The organism is Actinospineispora eucalypti (assembly GCF_039543365.1).
GTDB classification, from domain to species: domain Bacteria; phylum Actinomycetota; class Actinomycetes; order Mycobacteriales; family Pseudonocardiaceae; genus Pseudonocardia; species Pseudonocardia eucalypti.
Genome location: NZ_BAABJP010000010.1, coordinates 1 through 19,975 on the forward strand (window position 1 = coordinate 1; position 19,975 = coordinate 19,975).

Sequence of the window (19,975 nt, forward strand, 5' to 3'; positions counted from 1 at the left end):
CGCCGAGCAAGTTCGCCGGTCGTTCGGTCACCGACAGGTTCCTCAACAGCTACCACAACCAGCGTGGCGAGCGGATCGCCACCATCCGGTGGAACGTGATCAACTACGAGCGCGGCCGGCGGCTGGCCCGGCGCGGCGCCGAGAACGGGGCGCAGCCGGGCCCGGAGCTGCCGCACCGCTGGGATCCGGCCGAGGTGGCCGAGATCGAGGCCCGGATCCTGGCCGAGCGCCCCCGGGGCGCCGAGCCTCGGTACTGGGAGGACGTGCGGGAGGGCGAGGAGCTGGACGTGGTCACCAAGGGGCCGATCGGGCTGACCGACGAGATCGCTTTCGTGGCCGGCGGCGGCACGCCGATTCCCCGGCTGAAGGCGCACGCGGCCTCGCTGCACGACTACCGGGCCCACCCGGCCTGGGCGTTCCGGGACCCGATCACCGGTGCCCAGGAGCCGATCTACTCGGTGCACTACAACTACCAGGCCGCCCAGGCGATGGGCGTGGCGTTCCAGTACGACGTCGGTTTCCAGCGGCAGTGCTGGCAGATCCACCAGCTCACGCACTGGGCCGGTGACCACGCCTGGATCAAGGAGTGCCGGGCGGAGTACCGCAAGTTCGTCTACCTGTCCGACGTGGTCGAACTGCGCGGGGAGATCACCGGTAAGCGGGTCGACGACGACGGCGAGCACGTCGTCGAGGTGGCCACCAAGGCGGTGAACCAGCGCGGCGAGACCGTGATGCCGGGCTCCGCCGTGGTTGCGCTGCCGGTGCGCGGCGAGGCCGGTTCGCCGGCCGCCGGGAGAGCCCGTTGATCACGCTCGAGGCCTTCGCCGAGGAGGTGGAGGCGTACCTGTCCGCGCACTATCCTCGGGCGGCTCGCGCCGAGCGCAAGGCGTTCGCCTGGGGCGAGGGCAGCGACGAGGTGCGGCTTTTCCAGGAGCCGGACCCGGAGACCGAGGCCGACGCGTTGCCGGCCATCCGGGCCTGGCGGCGGGGCCTGTGGGAGGCCGGGCTGGGCTGGATCACCGGGCCGGCCGAGCACGGCGGGCGCGGCCTTTCCGGCGCGCATCAGCGGGCCTTCGAGCGGGTGGCCCGGGGCTACCAGGTCCCGGGTGACGCGATGCTCACCATCGGGCTGGGCATGGTGGCGCCGACCATCCTGGCCCACGGCACCGACGCCCAGCGCGAGCGCTACCTGACCGGCCTGTACTCCGGGGAGTACATCGGCTGCCAGCTGTTCTCCGAGCCCGGCGCGGGATCCGACCTGGCCTCGCTGTCCACCAAGGCGGTGCGGGGTGAGGACGGGAACTGGCGGCTGTCCGGGCAGAAGGTGTGGACCTCCGGCGCGCATCTGGCGGACATCGGGGAGATCATCTGCCGGACGTCGGACGGCCCCCGGCACCGCAACCTGACCGCTTTCGTACTCGACATGCACGCCCCGGGTGTCACCGTGCGGCCGCTGCGCCAGATGACCGGCGGCGCGGCGTTCAACGAGGTGTTCCTGGACGACGTGGTGGTGCCGGACACCGACCGGCTGGGCGAGGTCGGCGAGGGCTGGCGGGTGGCCATCACGACGCTGGCCAACGAGCGGAACGCGATCGGCGCCACTGGGTTCGGCGGCACGGGGCTGCTGTCCACCGACCGGATCGCCGCGCTGGTCCGGCACTGTGACCTGGCCGGGGACCCGGTGGTGCGCCGGGCGTTCGGCGAGCTGATGGTGGCCCTGCGGGTGGCCCGGTACAACCAGCAGGTGCTGGCCGCGCGGGCGCGCGCCGGCGAGGCGCCGGGGCCGGAGGCCGGGCTGAACAAGATGGCGTTGTCCGACAACATGGCGCACCTGGGCCGGTTCGTCACCGACGTGCTCGGCCCGCGCGCGGTGGTGGACACCGGCGAGTGGGGCACCTACGCGTGGACCTCGCTGGTGCTCGGCGCGCCCGGCTACCGCATCGGCGGCGGCACCGACGAGGTGCTGAAGAACTCGATCGCGCAGCGGGTGCTCGGCCTGCCCCGCCCGTCCTGAGAGCGGAGAATCGTGAACCCGGATCTGTTGGTGGACGGCGACGAACGCGGCGAGCTGCGCTCCTCGGTTCGTCGGCTGTTGCGGGACAAGGCGCCGCTGGTCGCGCTGCGGGACGACCCGGCGTTCGACCGGGGCCTGTGGCGGCGGCTGGCCGAGCTGGGCCTGGTCGGGCTGGCCGTGCCGGAGAAGTACGGCGGGCTCGGGCAGACCGCCGCCGAGACCGGCGTGGTGTTCGAGGAGATGGGCCGCGCGCTGTACCGGGGGCCTTACCTGTCCTGCGTGGGGTTGGCCGTCCCGGCGTTGTTGTCGTCCGGCGACGACGCCGCGTGTGCCGAGCTGCTGCCGGCGATCGTGGCCGGGGACTGTGTGGCGACACTCGCGGTTTCCGCCGGCCGGGAAGGCGCCCGGAATGCCGAGACCCGGGCCGTGGCGGAGGACGGCGGATGGCTGCTCACCGGCACCGAGCCGTTCGTGCTGGACGGTGCGGACGCGGACCTGATCTTGGTCACCGCCGTGTCCGGCGGCGACCCCGTGAGTGGCGATGACCGCCATAGCGTCACTCGCCACTCACGAGCGCTCGAAGGGCGCAGCCTCTACGCGGTGCGCGCGGACGCGCCCGGGGCGACCCGGACACCGGCCGAGTCGCTGGACCTGGCCCGCGCGGTGGCCGCGGTGACCCTGGATCGCGCGCCGGCGCGGCTGATCGGCACCGCCGGGGCGGCCCCGCCGGTGGTCGCGCGGGCGCTGGACACCGCGCTGGTCGGGCTGGCGATGGAGCAGGCCGGAGGCGCTTCCGCCTGCCTGGAGATGGTGGTCGAGTACACCAAGACCCGCCGCCAGTTCGACCGGGTGATCGGCTCGTTCCAGGCGGTGGCGCACAAGGCGGTGGACATGCTGCGTCGGGTGGAGTTCTCCCGCTCCGCCGCGCGCTACGCGGCCGCCGCGCTGGCCGAGGACGACCCCGAGTTCCCGGTCGCCGTCCGTGTGGCCGCCGCCTACTGCGGGGACGCGTTCCGCGAGGTGGTGGCGGAGACCGTGCAGCTGCACGGCGGCATCGGCTTCACCTGGGAACACGACACCCACCTGTACTACCGCCGCGCCTGGTCCTCCCAGCAACTCCTCGGCCCCACCGACACCCACTACGCCGAAGTGGCCACCCGCATCGGACTGTGAGACGCCGAGATCTACCTGAGCGGGGTCGCCGGCGTGATCGAACCCCGCTCAGGTAGATGTGGGCGCGCGGGTAGCCGGCCGGCCAGGATGGAACGGATCTTGCCGACGGTCTGCGGCATGCCCTTGAGGTTCTCCTGGAACAGGCGCACGGTCAGCCAGCCGTGGCTGGCCAGCAGGGAATCTCGTTCCCGGTCGTGCTCGTGTCGGATCCGGCTGAAGTGGCCGACACCGTCGTACTCGATTGCCAGCTGCGCTTCCTCGTAGGCGAGGTCGGCCCGGGCGAGGTGGAAGCCGTACTCGTCGAGCACCTTGTACTGCACCTGGGGCGGTGGCAGGCCGGCGAGCACCAACCCCACCCTCAACCGCGTTTCCTGCGGTGACTCCGCACGTGGATTCGCCAGCGCGACCACTCGGTCGAGCCGGCGGCTGCCCCGCGCACCCGGTTCCAGCAGGCGGCGAGCCAACAGGTCGGCCGGTCGGAACCCGCCGGCCCGGGCGAGGGCGTCCACCGCGACCACCGCGTCGACCAGGGAGAGCCGTCGGGCCAGGTCCCAGGCGGTGCGTTGCGGCGTCGTCATCAGCAGGCCGCGCACCACAGCAAGGTCGGACACGGCCATAGTCTCGCGGCGGACCCGAAGGCCCGCGTGTGGCTTGGCCGACCCGGGCAGGATGACCTCGGCGGGAGCGTTCAGCGGGGCGCAGTCCGCGCCCTGCAGCTGGGCGGCGGAGTACCCACCGAGTGCCCCACCTCGATCGCGAACCAGCAGGAATGCCGCGCGCGAGCGGGCCGCGAGATCGACCGTGAGCGAGGCGGGCGTGTACACGTCCGGAAACACCCGCCGGAACCGGGGCCCGCGCAGCTGGTCCGGCGTCACCAGCCCGCTCGCCACCGCCTCGCTGCCCCGAAAAACGTCCCCCGACATGCCCAGCAGTGTGCGGGACGGGTCCGACAGTTCGCCGAGATCTACCTGAGCGGGGTCGCCGGCATGATCAAACCTCGCTCAGGTAGATGTCAGCGGGTGAGTTGGTAGTCGGCGGGGTTGGGGGCTTCCTTCAGCAGGGCGCGGTAGCGCTCGGCGGACCAGGGCCAGAGCTCGGGGACGCCGTCCCGGCCCAGGTACCAGCTGTTGCAGCCGGTGCTCCAGACGGTGTCCGGCAGGGCCTCGCGCATGGAGGCGTTGAAGGCGTCGGTGGCCCGCTGGAGGGGTTCGACCGACTCCAGCTCGCCGGCCTGCCAGCGCCGGATCCAGCCCAGGATGTGCAGGGCCTGCGCCTCGGCCAGCGCGGTCAGTGAGTAGTTGCCGACCGGGCTGTGCGGACCCATCAGCATGAAGAAGTTGGGGAAGCCGGGCATGGCCACCGTCTGGTGCGCCCGTGGGCCGTCCGCCCAGGCCTGCTCCAGGGTGATGCCGTCCCGCCCGGTCATCCGGATCGGCCGGACGAATGCGTGCGCGTCGAAACCGGTGGCCAGGGCGAGCACGTCCAGCTCGTGCCGGCGGCCGTCCTCGGTGACCACCGCGCCCGGCTCGACGTGGGAGATCCGCTCGGTGACCAGCTCCGCGTTCGGCCGCTGGATCGCCGGGTAGAACTCGCTCGAGCCGACCAGCCGCTTGCAGCCGGCCCGGTAGTCGGGGGTCAGCTTGCGGCGCAGCTCCGGGTCGCGCACGGTGTTGAGGTTGCGCCGGCACAGCCATTCCAGCAGGGTGCGCCGCCAGCCCGGGTGGGTCAGCGCGCCGGAGATGAGGAAGTCCAGCCGCTTGCGGTGGAAGTGGTAGGTGAGCAGGTCCAGCGCGGGGAACCGCCGGTGCAGCGCGCGGGTCAGCCGGCCGTAGCGTGGGTTGTCCAGCCGTACGATCCACTGCGCCGTGCGCTGGAACAGCACCAGCCGGCCAACCTCCGCGGCCAGCGCGCCGACGATCTGTAGGCCGGTGGACCCGGTGCCGATCACCGCCACCCGCTTGCCGGCCAGCGGGACGCCGTGGTCCCAGCGGGCGGAGTGGAACACCGGGCCGCCGAACGTGTCCAGGCCCTTGATGTCCGGGTAGCGCGGGTGGTGCAGGATGCCGGTCGCGCCGATCAGGAAGTCGACGGTTCGCTCGATGCCGTCGCCGGTGCGCAGCCACCAGCGGCCGTCCGGCTCCAGGCGGGCCTCGGTGACCTCGGTGCCGAACCGGATGATCTCGCGCAGCCGGTACTTCTCGGTCACCGCGCGGAAGTACGCCTGGATCTCCGAGCCCGGCGAGTACCGGTGCGTCCAACCCGGGTTGCGGGCGAAGGTGAACTGGTAGAAGCGCGACGCCACGTCACACGAGAGGCCCGGGTAGGTGTTGTCCCGCCAGGTGCCGCCGACCTCGTCGGCCTTCTCGTACACCGTGACGTCGGTGATGCCGGCCTCGCGCAGCTTGATCGCCATGCACAGGCCGGACATGCCGGCGCCGATGATCGCGACCGAGGGCACCCGCTGGCTCATGCGTCGAAGTTAGGGGTGGGACGACTGGGGTGGAATGTCCGGAACCGACCGTGACTTGATAGTTTCGGACAGTCATGAACAGCGGTCTGCCGTGGGACTTCCCCCGATCCACCGCCGCGGTCCGGCAGATCCTGCAGACCGGCGCGGCGCACGGGATCGACGCCGCGCGCTGCCTCGCCCGCACCGGGCTCACCACCGGAGAGCTGGACGACCCCGGCGCGCTGGTGCAGGCCACCCAGGAGCTCGCCGTGGCGCGCAACCTGCTCGCCGCCCTGCCGGGCCGTGCGGGGTTGGGCGTGCAGACCGGTGTGCGGTACCAGGTATCCACTGCCGGCATTCTCGGCTTCGCCATGCAGGCCAGCCGGACGGTCGGTGAGGCGGTGCACCTCGCGCTGCGCTACCTGCCCCTGACCTCGATGTTCGTCAGCATGCGGCTGGAGGACGCCGGGGAACGGGTGGCCATCGTGGTGGACGACAGCCTGGTCCCGGCGGACGTGCGCGAGTTCTTCTTCGACCGCGACCTCTCCGCCGTCGGGAACGTGCGCGCGGCGCTGTTCGGCGCCTCGGCCAGCGGCGAGCTGTTCGAGGTGGAGCTGCGCTACCCGGTCGAACGCCCCGGCCTGCTGGACCAGTTCGGCCGGCCGTCCTCGGTCCGCTACGGCGCGCCGCGCAACGTGCTGCGCTACCCGCGATGGCTGCACGACATGCCGCTGCCCTCGGGCGACGAGCTGACCGCGCTGATGTGCCGCCGGCAGTGCGAGGACCTGCTCAACCAGCGCCGCCGCCGGCACGGCGTGTCCGCGCTGGTGCGCACCCGGATCCTGCGCGACCCGACCCGCATGCCGTCCATGGAGGAGGTGGCCGGCGAGCTGAACGTGGCCACCCGAACCCTCGGCCGCCGGCTCGCCCGCGAGGGCACCTCGTTCCGCGCGCTGCTGGACGAGGTCCGGGACACCCTGGCCGGCGAGATGCTCACCGGTGGCCTGGCCGTGTCCCAGGTGGCGGCCCGGCTCGGCTACGCGGAAACCGCCTCGTTCACCCACGCCTACACCCGCTGGCACGGCCGCCCGCCCAGCCTCGCCCGCCGCTGATCCGAACCAGGCGATCCTTGCGCTTCGCTCCTGCTGAAGTCACTGAATCAGTGTGCTGAAGTCACTGAATCAGGGATTGGGGGGTTAGGCGCCGGCCTGGGTGATCCGGTCGACGGAGTTGGCCATTTCCAGGATCAGGCGGGCGACGGACCGGGGGTCGTCGCTCATCGGGACGTGGCCGACGTTCTCCAGGAAGATCAGCTCGGCGGTGGGCAATCGGTCCAGCAGCGGGGCGCCGAAGGAGCGGTAGGGGATCAGCCGGTCCCGGCGGGCCCACACGACCCGGATCGGGCAGCCCGGGTCGGGGAGCGGCTGCATCGGGGCGTCTCCCAGCACTTTCAGCAGCGGTTGCACGCCCGGTGCCCACGCGAGCCCCCGTATGTCGGCGGCCACCTCGGCCGGGTCCAGGCGCTCCGGGTGCTCCACCTGGGCGTAGCAGAGCAGCCGGCGGGCCAGCGGCGACGCGGCCAGCCGGTCGGCCGAAGGGCCGAGGTGGGTGACCAGGTTGAGCCCGTAGTGCATCACGGCCATCACGCCGCGGATCGCGGCCGCCGAGCTCCACGCCCCGGCCGGGGAGAAGGCCACCACGGAGCGCGCCCGCCCGCGCCGCGCCAGCTCCAGGGACAGCCAGCCGCCCAGCGAGTTGCCGACCACGTGCACCCGGCCCAGGCCCTGCTCGTCGAGGAACTGTTCGACGCCGTCGGCCAGCGCGTCCACCGAGGGCGCCGTCCCGGGGGCGAAGTCGGCCGCGCCGCTGTGCCCGAGCAGGGTGGGTGCGACCACCTCGTGACCGGCCTGCTCCAGCAGTGGCAGCACCGGCTTCCAGCAGCGCCAGGTGACGCTGATCCCGTGCAGCAGCAGGATCGGCGAGCCCGAACCACCCCGGTAGAACGGGGTGTCCGTGGCCTCGCCGGAGGCGGCGCGCGGGCGGGTGGCCGCCACCGCGATCCCCGCCGCACCGGCCGCGCCGAGCAGCCCGGCCGCGAGCAGAGCGCGGTTCACCAGCCCTCCCCGTGGTGCTCGTGCCCGGGGGTGGCCTTCAACAGGCCGCGGTAGGCCTCCTCGGCGGTGCCGCCCTTGTTGACCACGCCGTCCACCTCGGCGGCGATGGGCATGTCGATGCCCAGCTCGGAGGCTCGCTTCAACACCACGCTGACCGTCTTGACCCCCTCCGCGACCTGGTTCATCCCGGCCAGGACCTCGTCGATCCGCTTGCCCTTGCCCAGTTGCTCGCCGACGCGGCGGTTGCGGCTGGCCGGGCTGGTGCAGGTGACGATCAGGTCGCCGGTGCCGGCCAGGCCGGCGAAGGTGCGCGGGTCGCCGCCCAGCGCGCAGCCGAAGCGGCTCATCTCGCGCAACGAACGGGTGATCACCATGGCCCGGGTGTTGAAGCCGGCGCCGGTGCCGTCGCCCATGCCGACCGCGATGGCGAACACGTTCTTCAGCGCGCCGGCCACCTCGACCCCGACCACGTCGGTGGTGGAGTAGATGCGGAACCTCGGCGTGCGGAACAGCTCGGCCAGCTGGGTGGCCGAGCTCTGGTCGGGCATCGCGATGGTGGCCGCCGCCGCATAGCCGGCGATCACCTCGGCCGCGATGTTCGGCCCGGACAACACGCCGGCCGGGTGGCCGGGCAGCACCTCGGCGACGATCTCGGTCATCCGGTCGTCGGTGCCCTGTTCGAGCCCCTTGACCAGGCTGACCACCGGAATCCACGGCCGGGCGAACGGCGCCGCCTGGGTGAGTGCCTCGCGGAACCCGTGCGACGGCACGCCCATGATCAGGACGTCCGCGTCGTGCACCGCGCGCTCCATGTCGCTGGTGGCGCGCAGACCCTCGGTGAGCGCGACGTCGCCGAGGTAGCGGCTGTTGCGGCCCTGCTCGTCGATCTCCCGGGCGACCTCGGGCGAGCGGGCCCACAGCGTAGTCGGGGCGCTGGCCGCCACGATGGACGCCACCGCCGTGCCCCACGAGCCGCCGCCCAACACCGCTACCTTCGGTTGTCTGCGCTGCATTCCGAGCACATTACCCGGTGCTATTGCGGTCAGCTGCCCGCGAAATGGGACCCTCGAGCCGTTCGTCTGGCGGTGGCCGCCACACGCTCTAGAGTGGCCTACGACACATCGATATACACCGGGGGTGCGGGCATGCGCGTGGTTAAGCCAACGGTCGTTCGGGACCAGGTGGTGACCGTGCTGGGGCGGACCGGGGCGCGGGGTCCGCTGCGCGGCGCCGGCCTGCTGCCCCGGCCCAGCCGGCCGATGCCCGGCGACACGCGTGAGGTGTGCCAGCTGCTGGAGTCGGAGTCGTTCCGGAGCGCGGTCGGCGAGCTGGCCGACTCGCTCGGCCGGCCGGCGGAGGCCGCGCTGGACGAGGCGGGGGACTTCCTGCGGGAGATGTCCGCGACCCACGTGCCCCGGGTGACCGGGCTGTTCGACCGGGTGGGCGGCTGGCTGACCCGGGGGCTGGACGAGCTGGTCGACGAGGACGGCCTGGCCGAGCTGCGCCGCCTGGACCGCAAGCACGCGCTGGTCTTCCTCATCTCGCACCGGTCCTACCTGGACGAGTTCCTCATGCCACCGATGATCGCGGCCGGCGGGCTGTCCCCGATGTACGGCATGGCCGGGGCCAACCTGAACTTCTTCCCGCTGGGCACGGTGGCCCGGCGCAACGGCATGGTGCACGTCCGGCGGGCCACCCGGGACCAGCCGATCTACCGGCTGGCGCTGCGCTCGTTCGTCGGTCAGCTGGTGGCCAACAAGGCCAACCTGGGCTGGTCCATCGAGGGCGGCCGGACCCGCACCGGCAAGCTCCGCCCGCCCCGCCACGGCCTGCTCCGCTACGTCACCGACGCGCTGGACGGCCGGCCGGACGCGGACCCGTTGCTGGTGCCCGTGTCGATCATGTACGACCAGCTGCCGGTGCACGAGATCGGCAAGATGGCCTCCGAGGCGCGCGGCGCGGGCAAGGAGCCGGAGGACGTCCGCTGGCTGGTCAACTACGCGCGCGGGCTACGTGAGCGGCTGGGCCGGGTCTACCTCGACTTCGGCCGCCCGCTGCCCCTGCGCGCCCGGCTGACCGAGCTGCGCGAGCAAGAGGTCTCGAACCAGGTGGAGCGGGTCGCGCTGGACGTCTGCCACCGGATCAACGAGGCCACCCCGGTCACCCCGACCGCCGCCGTGTGCATCGCGCTCCTGGGCGCCAACCGGGCGCTCACCCTGGACCAGGTGCTGGCCACGGTGCGCCCGCTGGCCGAGTACGTCATCGGCCGGGGCTGGCCGGTGGCCGGCGCGGCCAACCTGACCGACCGGTCGACGATTCGCTGGGCGCTGCGCGAGCTGGTCCGCTCGGGCGTGCTCACCGCGTACAGCGGCGGCACCGAGACGGTGTGGGGGATCGGCCCGGAGCAGCACCTGATCGCCGCCACCTACCGCAACAGCGCCATCCACGTGCTGCTCGGCCGGGCCATCGCCGAGCTGGCGCTGCTCGCCGTGGCGGAAAGCTCCGTTGTACCGGCCGAGCGGGAGCCCCGGACCGCGTGGGACGAGGCGCTGCGGCTGCGCGAGCTGCTCAAGTTCGACTTCTTCTTCGCCCAGCGCGAGCAGTTCGCCGACGAGCTGGCCGCCGAGATCGCCATCCTGGCCGCCCCGGACGCCACGGCCGGCCTGGACGTCACGCCCAACCAGGCGCGCGAGTGGCTGGCCCGGGCGCGGCCACTGGTCGCGCACCTGGCGCTGCGCCCGTTCCTGGACGCGTACCGCGTGGTGGGTGAGCAGCTGGCCGGCATGGACGAGGACGAGGCCGTCGACGAGGAGGCGTTGGTGGACGCCTGCCTGCGGGTCGGTCACCAGTGGGCGCTGCAGCGCATCCTGGCCAGTGAGGAGTCGGTCACCGGCGAGATGTTCCGCACTGCGCTGAACCTGGCCCGGCACCGCGACCTGGTCAACTCCGACGCCCCCCACCTGGCCAAGCGCCGCCGCGCGTTCGCCGACGAGCTCGCCGAGGTGGGCCGGGCGATCAACCGGATAGCCGACCGGGACCGCGCCTCCCAGTAGTTCGCCCGCGAGCCGCCGGGCTCAGCGCATGCGGGCGCGGTTGTAGCGCTTGGGGTTGGGGCCCCAGTGGTTGGCCTGGGGCTGGCTGTCGAAGCAGAACCAGACGACGAACAGGATGGTCACCGCGATCATGATCAGGGCGGCGAGCACCACGATGCCCATCCCGGCGCCGGCGAAGGCGGCGCCGGCGCTCACCCCATAGATCAGGAAGGCGCCGACGCCGAGCAGCAGCCACCAACCGCCGCGCCCGATGTCGTGCAGCCGGCGGGCGCTGACCGCGAGCGTCGGCACCATGACGGCCAGGCCGTACAACGTCTGCAGCACGCCGAAACCCGAGTTCGGGATCTCCTCGATGGCGCCGAACTTGAAGCCGCCGAGATAGTCGATGATGCCCAGTCCGAACGTGATCAGAGTGCTGATCAGGGTGAACATCCAGAACTCCGTGCGCTGGGCCCGGGTGGCGAAGTCCGCGTACTGGCGGAGCACCTTGAGATACCACTGCATGCCCGAACCCCCTCGGTCGCGGCGTCAAGCAAGTGGTGATCTTACGCGGTCCAACCCCTTCGGTGGGACTCTTCGATGAGTTTCTCGAGCGCGGCACCGAGCCGGCGGGACCCGTCGGTGACCAGCTCGGCCCGCCCGCGGACCACGTCCACGGTGACCCCGGGCTCCCGCCAGGTGCCGCCCTCGTTCAGCCAGTTCAGCAGCATCGGCTGGAGCCGGTCCATCGCCTTGGCGAACCGCGCCTCGGGGGTCTGCCGGGCCTCGAACTCCTCCCACAGCGCGTTCAGCCGTTCCCCCTGGTCGGCGGGTAGCTGGGCGAACAGGCGCGACGCGGCCGCCTCCTCGCGCGCCTGCTGGGTGCGCGCGGCCACGGTGTCGTTCAGCGGGGTGTCGCCGGCGTAGATCTCCACCAGGTCGTGCACCAGCACCAGCGCGATGGTGTGCCCGACGTCCACCGGTTCGTCGGCGTACTCGGCCAGCAGCAACACCATCAGCGCCAGGTGCCAGGAGTGCTCGGCGTCGTTCTCCCGCCGGTCGGCGGCGGCCAGCGCGGACGCGCGCAGCACGGTCTTCAGCCGGTCCACCTCCAGGATGAACTCGAGCTGGCTGGCCAGCCGGTCAGTTATCCCGGCAGGCAACGGGTTGCGTTCGATCAGTCGAGGTTCCACCGGTCGATTGCAGGGCCGGGACCGGGGCGCGGTCAACCGCATTCGCGGTGTCTCCCGCGGGCGCCGAACCGGGCGCACGCTCGGTCCGCGCGTTCGCGCGGTAAAGCAGGCTGGCCAGGCCGAGCGTGGCGAATCCGACACCGACCCACACCGGGGAGGTCAGCCCGAGTCCCGCGTCGATGGCGATGCCGCCCAGCGCGGGGCCGACCGCGATACCCACGTTGACCATGGACGCGCCGACCGTGTTGATCAGTGGGCCGTTCGGGGCCACCCGCATCCGCCGCGCGATGGTCGCCGAGTTCAGCGGCATGCCGACCGCGCCCATCCCCAGCGCGCAGACCAGCGTGACGACCTGGCTCGACGCGCCCAGTGCCAGCCCGGCCAGCAGCGTGCCGAGCAGTCCCATGCCGATGGCCAGGACCCGGGTCGGGAACCGGTCGGCCAGCCGGCCGATGATCGCGTTGCCGATCACGGCGGCCAGGCCGTAGCCGGTGAGCAGCACCGGAACCATGGCCAGCGAGAAGCCGCTGAGCTGCGTGAACAGCGGGGCGAAGTAGCTGGTCGCGGCAAACAGCGCGCCGATGTAGCAGAGGCTGGTCAGATAGACCGCCCACAGCGGGCGGTTGCGGAACTGGTCGAGCTGGGTGCGCAGCGGCTCCGGTGTTCCGGCCTCGGCGGCACCCCGGCCCGGCATGTTCAGCAGGATGGCCGCCCCGGCCAGCAGCACCAGGCCGGCCACCGCCCAGAACGCGCCGCGCCAGCCGGCCCACTGGGCCAGGTAGGTGGACAGCGGGACGCCGAGCACGCTGCTCACCATCAGGCCGCCGAACACCACCGAAGATGCTCGAGCCGCCCGCTGCCGGGGCACCGCCTCCAGCGCGACGGTCATCCCGACGCCGAAGAACGCCGCCTCCGCGCCGCCGGTGATCAGCCGGGACACCACCATCACCGGGTATCCGGTGCTCACCGCCCCGAGCACCTGCCCGGCCAGGAACGCGGCGAGCAGGACGGCCAGCGCGCGGGTGTGGGACATCCGGGCCATCGCGGCCGAGATCACCGGGCCGCCCAGTGCCATGGCCACCGCGTACGCGGAGACCAGGTAGCCGATCGCGGAGATGGACACCCCCAGGCCACCGGCCAGCTGCGGCAGCATGCCGGCCACCATGAACTCGCTGGTCGTCATGGCGAACACGCCCATGGCCAGTGCGTAGACAATCCTCGGCACGTCGGTCTCCCCTCGACACAGTTTTTGATCGATGTGTACAAAACTTGGGCAAAAAAATCAGCGCAGCGCGGCCACCGCGCCGGAGACGACCTCGAGCAGCGCCGCCCGGTCGTCGATCACCTTGGTGAGCACCCGCAGGCCGTAGTAGGTGCTCATGAACGTGCGGGCCAGTGCGGCCGGCTCGCCGGCCGCGTCGAACTCGCCGGACCGCCGGCCCTCGGTGATCACCTCGGTGAGCAGGTTCTCCAGGCGTCGGAAGTGCCCCCGGGTGGTGTCCGGCACCGCACCGGTGCGGCCGGCCGTCTCCACCGAGGCGTTGATCGCCAGGCAGCCGCGCTTGTTCGGGTCGGCCAGGTCGGTGTCGATCACCCAGATCATCAGCGCGCGCAGGCGTTCGGTGGGGGTGCCGGGCGCGCGCAGGATCTCCACCTGCGCGGCGAGCCCCTGGTCCACGTAGTGCCGCAGGGCGACCTCGTACAGTGCGTGCTTGCTGCCGAACGCGTTGTACAGGCTGCCCCGGCCCAGGCCGGTGGCCGCGCACAGGTCGGCGGTGCTGGTCGCCTCGTAGCCCCGGCTCCAGAACGTCTCCATGGCCGCCGCGACGGCGGCGGACTCGTCGAACTCGCGGGGCCTGGGCACGGTCCCACTCTAGGCAGTTTTGTATCGATCAGTCAAGAACTCGGCCGATACGCAACAATGGCGCCGATGGACGAAACCGCGCGCGGGCTGGCCAACCTGGACCTGCTGGCCACCCCGGCCGGCCGGGCGGTGCTGGACCGGCTGGCCTCGAGCGACCCCGCCGCCGACGAGTTGCGCCTGGCCACCGCCCTGCGCCGGGAACACCCCGCCGAACTGGTCACCGCCGCCCTCGCCCAGCACGGGCTGCGCCGCCGCGCGGCCGGCAAGTTCGCCCGCGCCGACCGGATGTTCTTCACCCGCGACGGGCTGGAGCAGGCGTCCCCCGAGCCGGTCGCCCGGCACCGCGCGGCGCGGTTGGCCACGGCTTCCCCGAACGCGCTGGCCGATCTCTGCTGCGGCATCGGCGGCGATCTGTTTGCGCTGGCCGGCGCGGCGGCACGGGTGCTCGCGGTGGACCGCGACGAGCTGCACCTGCGCATGGCGCGGCGGAACGCGGCCGCGTACGGGGTCGCCGACCGGGTCCGCACGCTCCGCGCCGACGTGCGCGAGGTGGACCTGGCCGGGGTGGACGCGGTGTTCGTCGACCCGGCGCGGCGTTCCGCCGGTCGCCGGATGCGCACCGGGGACAGCGAGCCGCCGCTGGACTGGTGCCTCACCCTGGCGCCGGCGGTCGAGGCGGTGGCGATCAAGGCCGCGCCCGGCCTGGACCGCGAGCCGGTGCCGGCGGGCTGGGAGGTCGAGTTCGTCGCGGACGGCCGGGAGCTGAAGGAAGCCGTGCTGTGGTCGCCCGCGCTGGCCGGCGCGCCCCGCCGGGCCACGGTGCTGGGCGACGGCCGGACCTGGCAGCTCCTGCCGGAGCCCGGGGACGCGGTGGACTGCCGGGACCCCGGCGGATACCTGCTGGACCCGAACCCGGCGGTCACCCGGGCCGGGCTGGTGGAGGACCTGGCGCGCCGGGTCGGTGACGCCTGGAAGATCGACGAACGGATCGCGTTCCTGGCCAGCGACCGGCCGATCCATACCCCGTTCGGCCGCCCGCTGCGCGTGCTCGACGACGGCCCGTGGAAGGAGCGCGAGCTGGCCGGGCGGCTGCGCGCGCTGGACATCGGCGCGCTGGACATCCGCCGCCGGGGGCTGGCCGGCGACGTGCCCGCGCTGGCCCGCCGGCTGCGGGGGAACGGGTCGCGGGCCGGAGTACTGGTGATGACCAGGGTCCGGGACAAGCCGTGGGCGCTCATTTGTGAGGCTGCTGGCTGAGCCTTGAGTGGCCCGGCCGGCGGGGCGGTGTTAATTTGCCAGTCAGGCAACGCCCCTGGTGAGGCAGGTGAGCGGGGTTGGACACCGGTGTTCTGGACGCGCTGGACTACGAGCGCGTTTTCGCCGTGCTGGAACGTTGCGACCAGGCCGACTCGGTGCCCGACTTCGCCGACCGGCTGCTCACCGCGCTGAGCGACCAGTTCGGCCTGCGGCACACCACGTTCTTCACCGGCCCGACGTTCCACCAGGCGTTCGGCGACGTCACGCCGCTGCTGCGCGGACAGATCCCCGGCATGTTCGACGAGTACCACGCCGACTGGTGCGAACGGGACGCGTTCGACACCGCCGAGGCCCGCCGCGCGCTGCGCAGCACGCACGTGGCCTCGCTGCGCGAGATGGAGCGGATGCCGCACGGCGCGCGCGGCTACTTCGAGGACTTCCTGTTCAAGTACGGGCTGTACTCGGCGACCGGGATGTGGCTGAGCCTGCCCGGCGAACGGCACGCGCTGATCGGCCTGTTCGACCCGGACCCGACCCGGTTGGGCGAGCGCGAGCTGCTCGCGCTGCGCCGGATGGGCCGACAGCTGAACGTGATCAGCCGGGGCCTGCCGGCCGAGCCCGTCCGAGCCGCCGAAGGCAACGGCCTCGGCGGGCTGTCCCGCCGGCAGCGCGAGGTGGCCGAACTGGTCGCCGAGGGGCTGACCAACGCGGCCATCGGGCGCAGGCTGTGCCTGGCCGAGGACACGGTGAAGAAGTATGTGAGCCGGGCGCTGGCTTCCGTCGGGTGTCGATCGCGCACCGAACTGGCGCTGCTGGTGCGGGCGAGGGGGACGGAACATGCCTGAGGTAGTGGACAAACCGGAGGAGCGCACCCTGTTCGGCCACCCGATCGGGCTGGCCAACCTGTTCGGTGTCGAGCTCTGGGAGCGCTTCTCCTTCTACGGGATGCTGCTCATCCTCAACTTCTACCTCTACTACGAGGTGACCAAGGGCGGGCTGGGCCTGCCGGAGGCCACCGCGAACAGCATCGTCGGCGCGTACGGCGGGTTCGTGTACCTGTGCACCGTGCTGGGCGGCTGGCTGGCCGACCGGGTGCTCGGCATGGAGCGCATGATCTTCTACGGCGGCTTCGTGGTCATGCTCGGGCACCTGGCGCTGGCCGTCCTGCCCGGGCTGACCGGCGTCGGGGTCGGGCTGGTGCTGGTCGGGCTGGGCAGCGGGGCGCTCAAGGCGAACGCCTCGGCGTTGCTCGGCCAGCTCTACCGCCGGGGCGACGTGCGCCGGGACGGCGGGTTCACGCTGTTCTACATGGGCATCAACGTCGGCAGCTTCATCGGGCCGATCCTGACCGGGCTGGTCCAGGAGGAGCACGGGTTCCACTGGGGGTTCGGGCTGGCCGCGTTCGGCATGGCGCTCGGTCTCACCCAGTACGTGCGGTTCCGGCGCAACTTCGGCGACGCCGGCCGCGACCCGGCCAACCCGCTGCCGCCGGCCGAGCTGCCCAAGGCGGGTCTGGTCGGGGCCGGAGTTCTGCTGGTCGTGGTGGCGGTGCTGGTCTCCGGCTGGGTGACCCTGGCGAACCTGGCCAAGGTGATCGCGCTGGTGGTCGTGGTGGTGGCCACCGGCTACTTCGCGCTGCTGCTGACCAGCGAGCGGGTGACCACCGAGGAACGGGTCCGGGTGCGGGCGTTCATCCCGCTGTTCCTGGCCACCACGGCGTTCTTCGCGCTGTTCCAGCAGACCTTCACCGTGCTGGCGCAGTACTCCGACACCCGAATCGACTGGAACATCCTCGGCTGGGAGGCCCCGGCGTCGTGGATCGGCTCCGAACCGGTGTGGGTGATCATCTTGGCCCCGCTGTTCGCCCGGCTGTGGACCGGCCTGGGTGACCGGGGGCCGTCCACGCCGGTCAAGTTCGGCATCGCGGTGATCGGCATGGGAGGCGCGTTCCTGCTGTTCCTGCCCATGGCGGCGGGGACCGGCAAGACCACCCCGGCGCTGGCGGTGTTCGGCATCCTGGGCCTGTTCGCGGTGTTCGAGCTGATGCTCTCGCCGATCGGGCTGTCCGCCGCGACCCGGCTGGCCCCGGCGCAGTTCCAGGCGCAGATGATGGCGCTCTACTTCCTGTCGCTGTCGCTGGCCACCGCGCTGTCCGGGGTCGTCTCGGACTTCTACGTCGAGGGCCACGAGTTCGGCTACTTCGGGATCAGCGGGGCGGTCGCCATCGGGCTGGGCCTGCTGATGCTCGCCGTGGCGCCCTGGGTGAAGCGCCGGATGGCCGGTGGGCTCTAGGCCGTGTTTACACGGCCTAGGCGGGGCGGGTGCGGTCGGTGAGCAGCAGGCGCACGGCCAGCCCGGCCAGGACGGTCCCCATGACGTAGCGCTGCACGCGCAGCCAGCTGGGCCGGCGGGCGAGCAGCCGGGCCAGCGTGGCGGCGGCCAGCACGATCAGCGCGTTGACGGTGAGGGCCACGGCGACCTGGATGCCGCCCAGCGCCAGGCTCTGCGTCGCCACCGAGCCGCGCGCCGGGTCGATGAACTGCGGCAGCAGGGCCACGTAGAGCACCGCGATCTTGGGGTTGAGCAGGTTGGTGAGCAGGCCCATGGCGAACAGCTTGCGGTTGGGTTCGGCGGGCAGGGGTTCGGGGGCGAACACCGACGTGCCGCTGGGCCGCAGGGCCTGCCAGGCCAGGTAGAGCAGGTACGCCGCGCCGGCGATCTTGAGAGCGGTGTATGCCGCCGGCACCGCCGCGAACACCGTGGCCAGGCCGGCGGCCGCGGCGCACACGTACACCGCGAAACCGACCGCGACCCCGGTCAGCGAGATCAGCCCGGCGCGCCGTCCCTGGGTGATGGAACGGGACACCAGGTAGATCATGTTCGGCCCGGGAGTGAGTACCAGGCCGAGCGCGACAACTCCGATTCCGGCGGCGGCCGCCATAGACACCATGCGTCGTAGTCAACGTGCCGCCGCGCGGCCCGCGCCAGGGCCAATCCGGGCCAAGTGGCTCTCCGGCGCCGCGTCTCCCGCGGGCGCCTGACCGGGCGCCCGCTCAGCTGGCGCGGTCCGCGCTAGCGGGCCTCGACCAGGCCGTGCTGGGCGTCCTCGACGGCCTCGGCGGCGCGCGCGTCCTTCTTGGTGGCGCGGTAGCCCTCGTCGTCGACGCCCTGCTTCCAGTAGCCGGAGATCGACAGGTCGCCCAGCGGCACCCCGCGCTCGTAGACCAGGTAGCGGCGCAGCTCCTTGATCGCGCTCGCCTCACCGTGCACGAACGCGTGCACCCGGCCGGTGGGGAAGTCCGAATTGAACGCGGTGCGCACCGCCTCCTGCAGGCTCACCCCGTCCGGCCGGTGCAGCCAGCGCAGCCGCAGTTCGCCGGGGGTTTCCAGGGGCAGCTCGTCCTCGGCGCCGCCGACCTCGGCGAACACGTGCGCCGGCACACCGGCCGGGATCTGGCGCAGCGAGGCGGCGATGGCCGGCAGCGCGGACTCGTCGCCCACCAGCAGGTGCCAGTCCGCCGTCGGGTCCGGGGCATAGGCGCCGCCCGGGCCGGCCACGTGGAACTCGGTGCCCGGCACGACGGTGGCGGCCCATGGCCCGGCCAACCCGACGTCGCCGTGATAGACGAAGTCGAGCACCAGGTCACCGGTCTCCGGGCGCACCTCGCGCAGGGTGTAGGTGCGCAGCACCGGCCACTGCTCACGGGGCAGCGCCTCCCGCGCGGTGGCCATGTCGAACGGCTCCGGGTAGGTCACCCCGGCGAGCGGGAACACCACCTTGAGGTAGGCGTCGGTGTACGGCGTCTCGAACCGGGGGAAATCCTCCGGCTCGGCGGGGGCGGCCACGATGCGGATCAGGTGCGGGGTGATCCGGTCGGCCTGACGCACCACCATGCGAGTGGTCTGGCGTCCTTTGCGAGGGGGTCGGTCCGCCATGCGGAGCTCCAATCGTCTAAGTAAAGTAAGCCTATCCTAACTTGCACCGGAAGATTCACAGTGCTTCTTGAGGCTGGCCCCCTCCAGGTCCACGTACCGGCGGGTCAGTGAGCCGAACGCCAGCCCGATCAGGCCGGCCAGCGCGCCGGTCTGCGCGATCTCCAGGGTGACCTGGCAGCCCGCCGCGGTCGGCACGATCACGTGGTCGGCGCGGGTGGTCACGCCCACACTGCTGGTCGACCACTCGAACCGGCGACCCGGTTCGAACGCGGTCACCGTCCATACTGCCTTGGCCAGCTTCGGCTGGCGAACCTCCGCCTTGCTGCCGCGGCCGAACGGCCCGTCGGTGAGCAGCTCGACGCTGTCCATGGTCGGGCTCCACGCCGGCCAGCGGGCCACGTCCTCCAGCACCGCCCACACGCGGTCCGGCGCGGCGTTGATCTCGACGGCCACCCGATACTCCATGGTCACGAAGGTACGCCTGCCCTTGGTGGCCCCGGCACACGGCCGCTCGATTTCGGCACCAAGCTGAGAGTCTCGGCGACCCCGTCCAGCACGCTTTGGCTCTGCGTGGAAAAAAGCAACACCCGGTGTCCGGAGGCGATGTGCCGTGGGCCCTCGGTGGGGTTTCAAGATCGCCGGGACGGCGCCGCTCTCGCTCTTTCGCGGCCCGGGTGCCGCCCGTTGCGGTTCGGCTGCCGGGCTGCGCCCGTTCGGGGCTCGCCGCGCGCGGTTGCCGCGGGTCATCGAGCGCAAGCTCAGACCGGTGGATCGCTTGATCAGGCCGGACTCAGGGTGACCCGGCAACGCGGCTCCGCCCGTCACTTCCGCCCGTCCGTTGCGCGACTGTCACGCAGGGCGAGCATCAAACCGGGGATGCGCGTCGAGCGGTAGCGCGGTCGGCTTTTGATCATGAATTCGGGCGACTGTGCTACCACTCGAT

Annotated in this window: 19 protein-coding genes; 8 read left to right on the forward strand and 11 right to left on the reverse strand. The window is 72.2% G+C overall.

The features are described from left to right. From ABEB12_RS13615 to ABEB12_RS13625, 3 genes are all read left to right on the forward strand, one after another. Positions 1 to 806, forward strand: an 806-nt coding sequence (locus ABEB12_RS13615) for a hotdog family protein (protein ID WP_459115362.1), incomplete at its 5' end; no start/stop codon positions are given. After that, a complete protein-coding gene (locus ABEB12_RS13620; protein WP_185063830.1) occupies positions 803 to 2,014 on the forward strand; it encodes an acyl-CoA dehydrogenase family protein in 1,212 nt (403 codons plus the stop codon). The genes ABEB12_RS13615 and ABEB12_RS13620, both read left to right, overlap by 4 nt. Positions 2,015 to 2,026: 12 nt before the next feature. Next, a complete protein-coding gene (locus ABEB12_RS13625) occupies positions 2,027 to 3,187 on the forward strand; it encodes an acyl-CoA dehydrogenase family protein (RefSeq protein WP_345702791.1) in 1,161 nt (386 codons plus the stop codon). An 11-nt stretch (positions 3,188 to 3,198) separates the two neighbouring features. Here ABEB12_RS13625 and ABEB12_RS13630 read toward each other — a convergent pair whose 3' ends face one another. After that, a complete protein-coding gene (locus ABEB12_RS13630; RefSeq protein WP_185063831.1) occupies positions 3,199 to 4,110 on the reverse strand; it encodes a DUF559 domain-containing protein in 912 nt (303 codons plus the stop codon). A gap of 89 nt (positions 4,111 to 4,199) precedes the next feature. After that, complete coding sequence (locus ABEB12_RS13635; protein WP_185063832.1) at positions 4,200 to 5,657, reverse strand: FAD-dependent oxidoreductase; 1,458 nt, start codon at positions 5,655 to 5,657, stop codon at positions 4,200 to 4,202. A 74-nt stretch (positions 5,658 to 5,731) separates the two neighbouring features. Here ABEB12_RS13635 and ABEB12_RS13640 point away from each other — a divergent pair, with 74 nt between their 5' ends. Beyond that, on the forward strand, positions 5,732 to 6,748 hold the full coding sequence (locus ABEB12_RS13640) for an AraC family transcriptional regulator ligand-binding domain-containing protein (protein ID WP_185063833.1): 1,017 nt from the start codon (positions 5,732 to 5,734) through the stop codon (positions 6,746 to 6,748). A gap of 84 nt (positions 6,749 to 6,832) precedes the next feature. Here the strand turns inward: ABEB12_RS13640 and ABEB12_RS13645 are convergent, their stop codons facing one another. Together ABEB12_RS13645 and ABEB12_RS13650 are read right to left on the reverse strand one after the other, a co-directional pair. Then, positions 6,833 to 7,750 carry an alpha/beta fold hydrolase gene (locus ABEB12_RS13645; protein ID WP_221498473.1) on the reverse strand — a complete coding sequence of 306 codons (918 nt, stop codon included), beginning with the start codon at positions 7,748 to 7,750 and terminating at the stop codon, positions 6,833 to 6,835. Continuing rightward, positions 7,747 to 8,763, reverse strand: a complete 1,017-nt coding sequence (locus tag ABEB12_RS13650) for an NAD(P)H-dependent glycerol-3-phosphate dehydrogenase (RefSeq protein WP_185063834.1) — start codon at positions 8,761 to 8,763, stop codon at positions 7,747 to 7,749. The genes ABEB12_RS13645 and ABEB12_RS13650 overlap by 4 nt, the downstream gene beginning before the upstream one ends. A 132-nt stretch (positions 8,764 to 8,895) precedes the next feature. Between ABEB12_RS13650 and ABEB12_RS13655 the strand changes: the two genes are divergently transcribed. Continuing rightward, positions 8,896 to 10,803 (forward strand): lysophospholipid acyltransferase, encoded by a 1,908-nt coding sequence (locus ABEB12_RS13655; protein WP_185063835.1) that lies wholly within the window; start codon positions 8,896 to 8,898, stop codon positions 10,801 to 10,803. A gap of 21 nt (positions 10,804 to 10,824) precedes the next feature. Here the strand turns inward: ABEB12_RS13655 and ABEB12_RS13660 are convergent, their stop codons facing one another. From ABEB12_RS13660 to ABEB12_RS13675, 4 genes are read right to left on the reverse strand one after another with little or no spacing between them, the layout of a single operon-like run. Next, positions 10,825 to 11,307 carry a DUF805 domain-containing protein gene (locus ABEB12_RS13660; RefSeq protein ID WP_185063836.1) on the reverse strand — a complete coding sequence of 161 codons (483 nt, stop codon included), beginning with the start codon at positions 11,305 to 11,307 and terminating at the stop codon, positions 10,825 to 10,827. Between the two features lie 41 nt (positions 11,308 to 11,348). Next, positions 11,349 to 11,975 carry an HD domain-containing protein gene (locus ABEB12_RS13665; protein ID WP_345702792.1) on the reverse strand — a complete coding sequence of 209 codons (627 nt, stop codon included), beginning with the start codon at positions 11,973 to 11,975 and terminating at the stop codon, positions 11,349 to 11,351. Next, positions 11,926 to 13,200 carry an MFS transporter gene (locus ABEB12_RS13670; protein WP_185063838.1) on the reverse strand — a complete coding sequence of 425 codons (1,275 nt, stop codon included), beginning with the start codon at positions 13,198 to 13,200 and terminating at the stop codon, positions 11,926 to 11,928. The genes ABEB12_RS13665 and ABEB12_RS13670 overlap by 50 nt, the downstream gene beginning before the upstream one ends. Before the next feature lie 57 nt (positions 13,201 to 13,257). Continuing rightward, the gene (locus tag ABEB12_RS13675; RefSeq protein ID WP_185063839.1) at positions 13,258 to 13,839 is read right to left on the reverse strand and encodes a TetR family transcriptional regulator C-terminal domain-containing protein; all 582 of its coding nucleotides are present in this window, start codon (positions 13,837 to 13,839) and stop codon (positions 13,258 to 13,260) included. Between the two features lie 66 nt (positions 13,840 to 13,905). Here ABEB12_RS13675 and ABEB12_RS13680 point away from each other — a divergent pair, with 66 nt between their 5' ends. From ABEB12_RS13680 to ABEB12_RS13690, 3 genes are all read left to right on the forward strand, one after another. After that, complete coding sequence (locus ABEB12_RS13680) at positions 13,906 to 15,096, forward strand: class I SAM-dependent methyltransferase (protein WP_345702793.1); 1,191 nt, start codon at positions 13,906 to 13,908, stop codon at positions 15,094 to 15,096. Positions 15,097 to 15,173: 77 nt separating this feature from the next. Continuing rightward, positions 15,174 to 15,941 (forward strand): LuxR C-terminal-related transcriptional regulator, encoded by a 768-nt coding sequence (locus ABEB12_RS13685; protein ID WP_185063841.1) that lies wholly within the window; start codon positions 15,174 to 15,176, stop codon positions 15,939 to 15,941. Further along, entirely contained in the window at positions 15,934 to 17,388 is a 1,455-nt protein-coding gene (locus ABEB12_RS13690; protein ID WP_185063842.1) for an oligopeptide:H+ symporter, read from the forward strand. Before ABEB12_RS13685 ends, ABEB12_RS13690 begins: the two co-directional genes overlap by 8 nt. Positions 17,389 to 17,404: 16 nt before the next feature. On the opposite strand, the gene ABEB12_RS13695 is transcribed toward ABEB12_RS13690, so the two are convergent. The 3 genes from ABEB12_RS13695 to ABEB12_RS13705 form a co-directional block, all read right to left on the reverse strand. Continuing rightward, on the reverse strand, positions 17,405 to 18,046 hold the full coding sequence (locus tag ABEB12_RS13695; RefSeq protein WP_185063843.1) for a LysE family transporter: 642 nt from the start codon (positions 18,044 to 18,046) through the stop codon (positions 17,405 to 17,407). 122 nt (positions 18,047 to 18,168) lie between these two features. Continuing rightward, a complete protein-coding gene (locus tag ABEB12_RS13700; RefSeq protein WP_345702794.1) occupies positions 18,169 to 18,990 on the reverse strand; it encodes a siderophore-interacting protein in 822 nt (273 codons plus the stop codon). 78 nt (positions 18,991 to 19,068) lie between these two features. Continuing rightward, entirely contained in the window at positions 19,069 to 19,497 is a 429-nt protein-coding gene (locus ABEB12_RS13705) for an SRPBCC family protein (protein ID WP_185063845.1), read from the reverse strand. Positions 19,498 to 19,975: the final 478 nt, after the last annotated feature.

What these genes read in the sequence shown, in the direction of transcription:
- ABEB12_RS13630 (WP_185063831.1), bottom strand. Translation starts at nt 4,110, where the DNA reads ATGTCGGGGGACGTTTTTCGGGGCAGCGAGGCGGTGGCGAGCGGGCTG.
- ABEB12_RS13635 (WP_185063832.1), bottom strand. Translation starts at nt 5,657, where the DNA reads ATGAGCCAGCGGGTGCCCTCGGTCGCGATCATCGGCGCCGGCATGTCC.
- ABEB12_RS13640 (WP_185063833.1), top strand. Translation starts at nt 5,732, where the DNA reads ATGAACAGCGGTCTGCCGTGGGACTTCCCCCGATCCACCGCCGCGGTC.
- ABEB12_RS13650 (WP_185063834.1), bottom strand. Translation starts at nt 8,763, where the DNA reads ATGCAGCGCAGACAACCGAAGGTAGCGGTGTTGGGCGGCGGCTCGTGG.
- ABEB12_RS13655 (WP_185063835.1), top strand. Translation starts at nt 8,896, where the DNA reads ATGCGCGTGGTTAAGCCAACGGTCGTTCGGGACCAGGTGGTGACCGTG.
- ABEB12_RS13660 (WP_185063836.1), bottom strand. Translation starts at nt 11,307, where the DNA reads ATGCAGTGGTATCTCAAGGTGCTCCGCCAGTACGCGGACTTCGCCACC.
- ABEB12_RS13680 (WP_345702793.1), top strand. Translation starts at nt 13,906, where the DNA reads ATGGACGAAACCGCGCGCGGGCTGGCCAACCTGGACCTGCTGGCCACC.
- ABEB12_RS13690 (WP_185063842.1), top strand. Translation starts at nt 15,934, where the DNA reads ATGCCTGAGGTAGTGGACAAACCGGAGGAGCGCACCCTGTTCGGCCAC.
- ABEB12_RS13695 (WP_185063843.1), bottom strand. Translation starts at nt 18,046, where the DNA reads ATGGTGTCTATGGCGGCCGCCGCCGGAATCGGAGTTGTCGCGCTCGGC.
- ABEB12_RS13700 (WP_345702794.1), bottom strand. Translation starts at nt 18,990, where the DNA reads ATGGTGGTGCGTCAGGCCGACCGGATCACCCCGCACCTGATCCGCATC.
- ABEB12_RS13705 (WP_185063845.1), bottom strand. Translation starts at nt 19,497, where the DNA reads ATGGAGTATCGGGTGGCCGTCGAGATCAACGCCGCGCCGGACCGCGTG.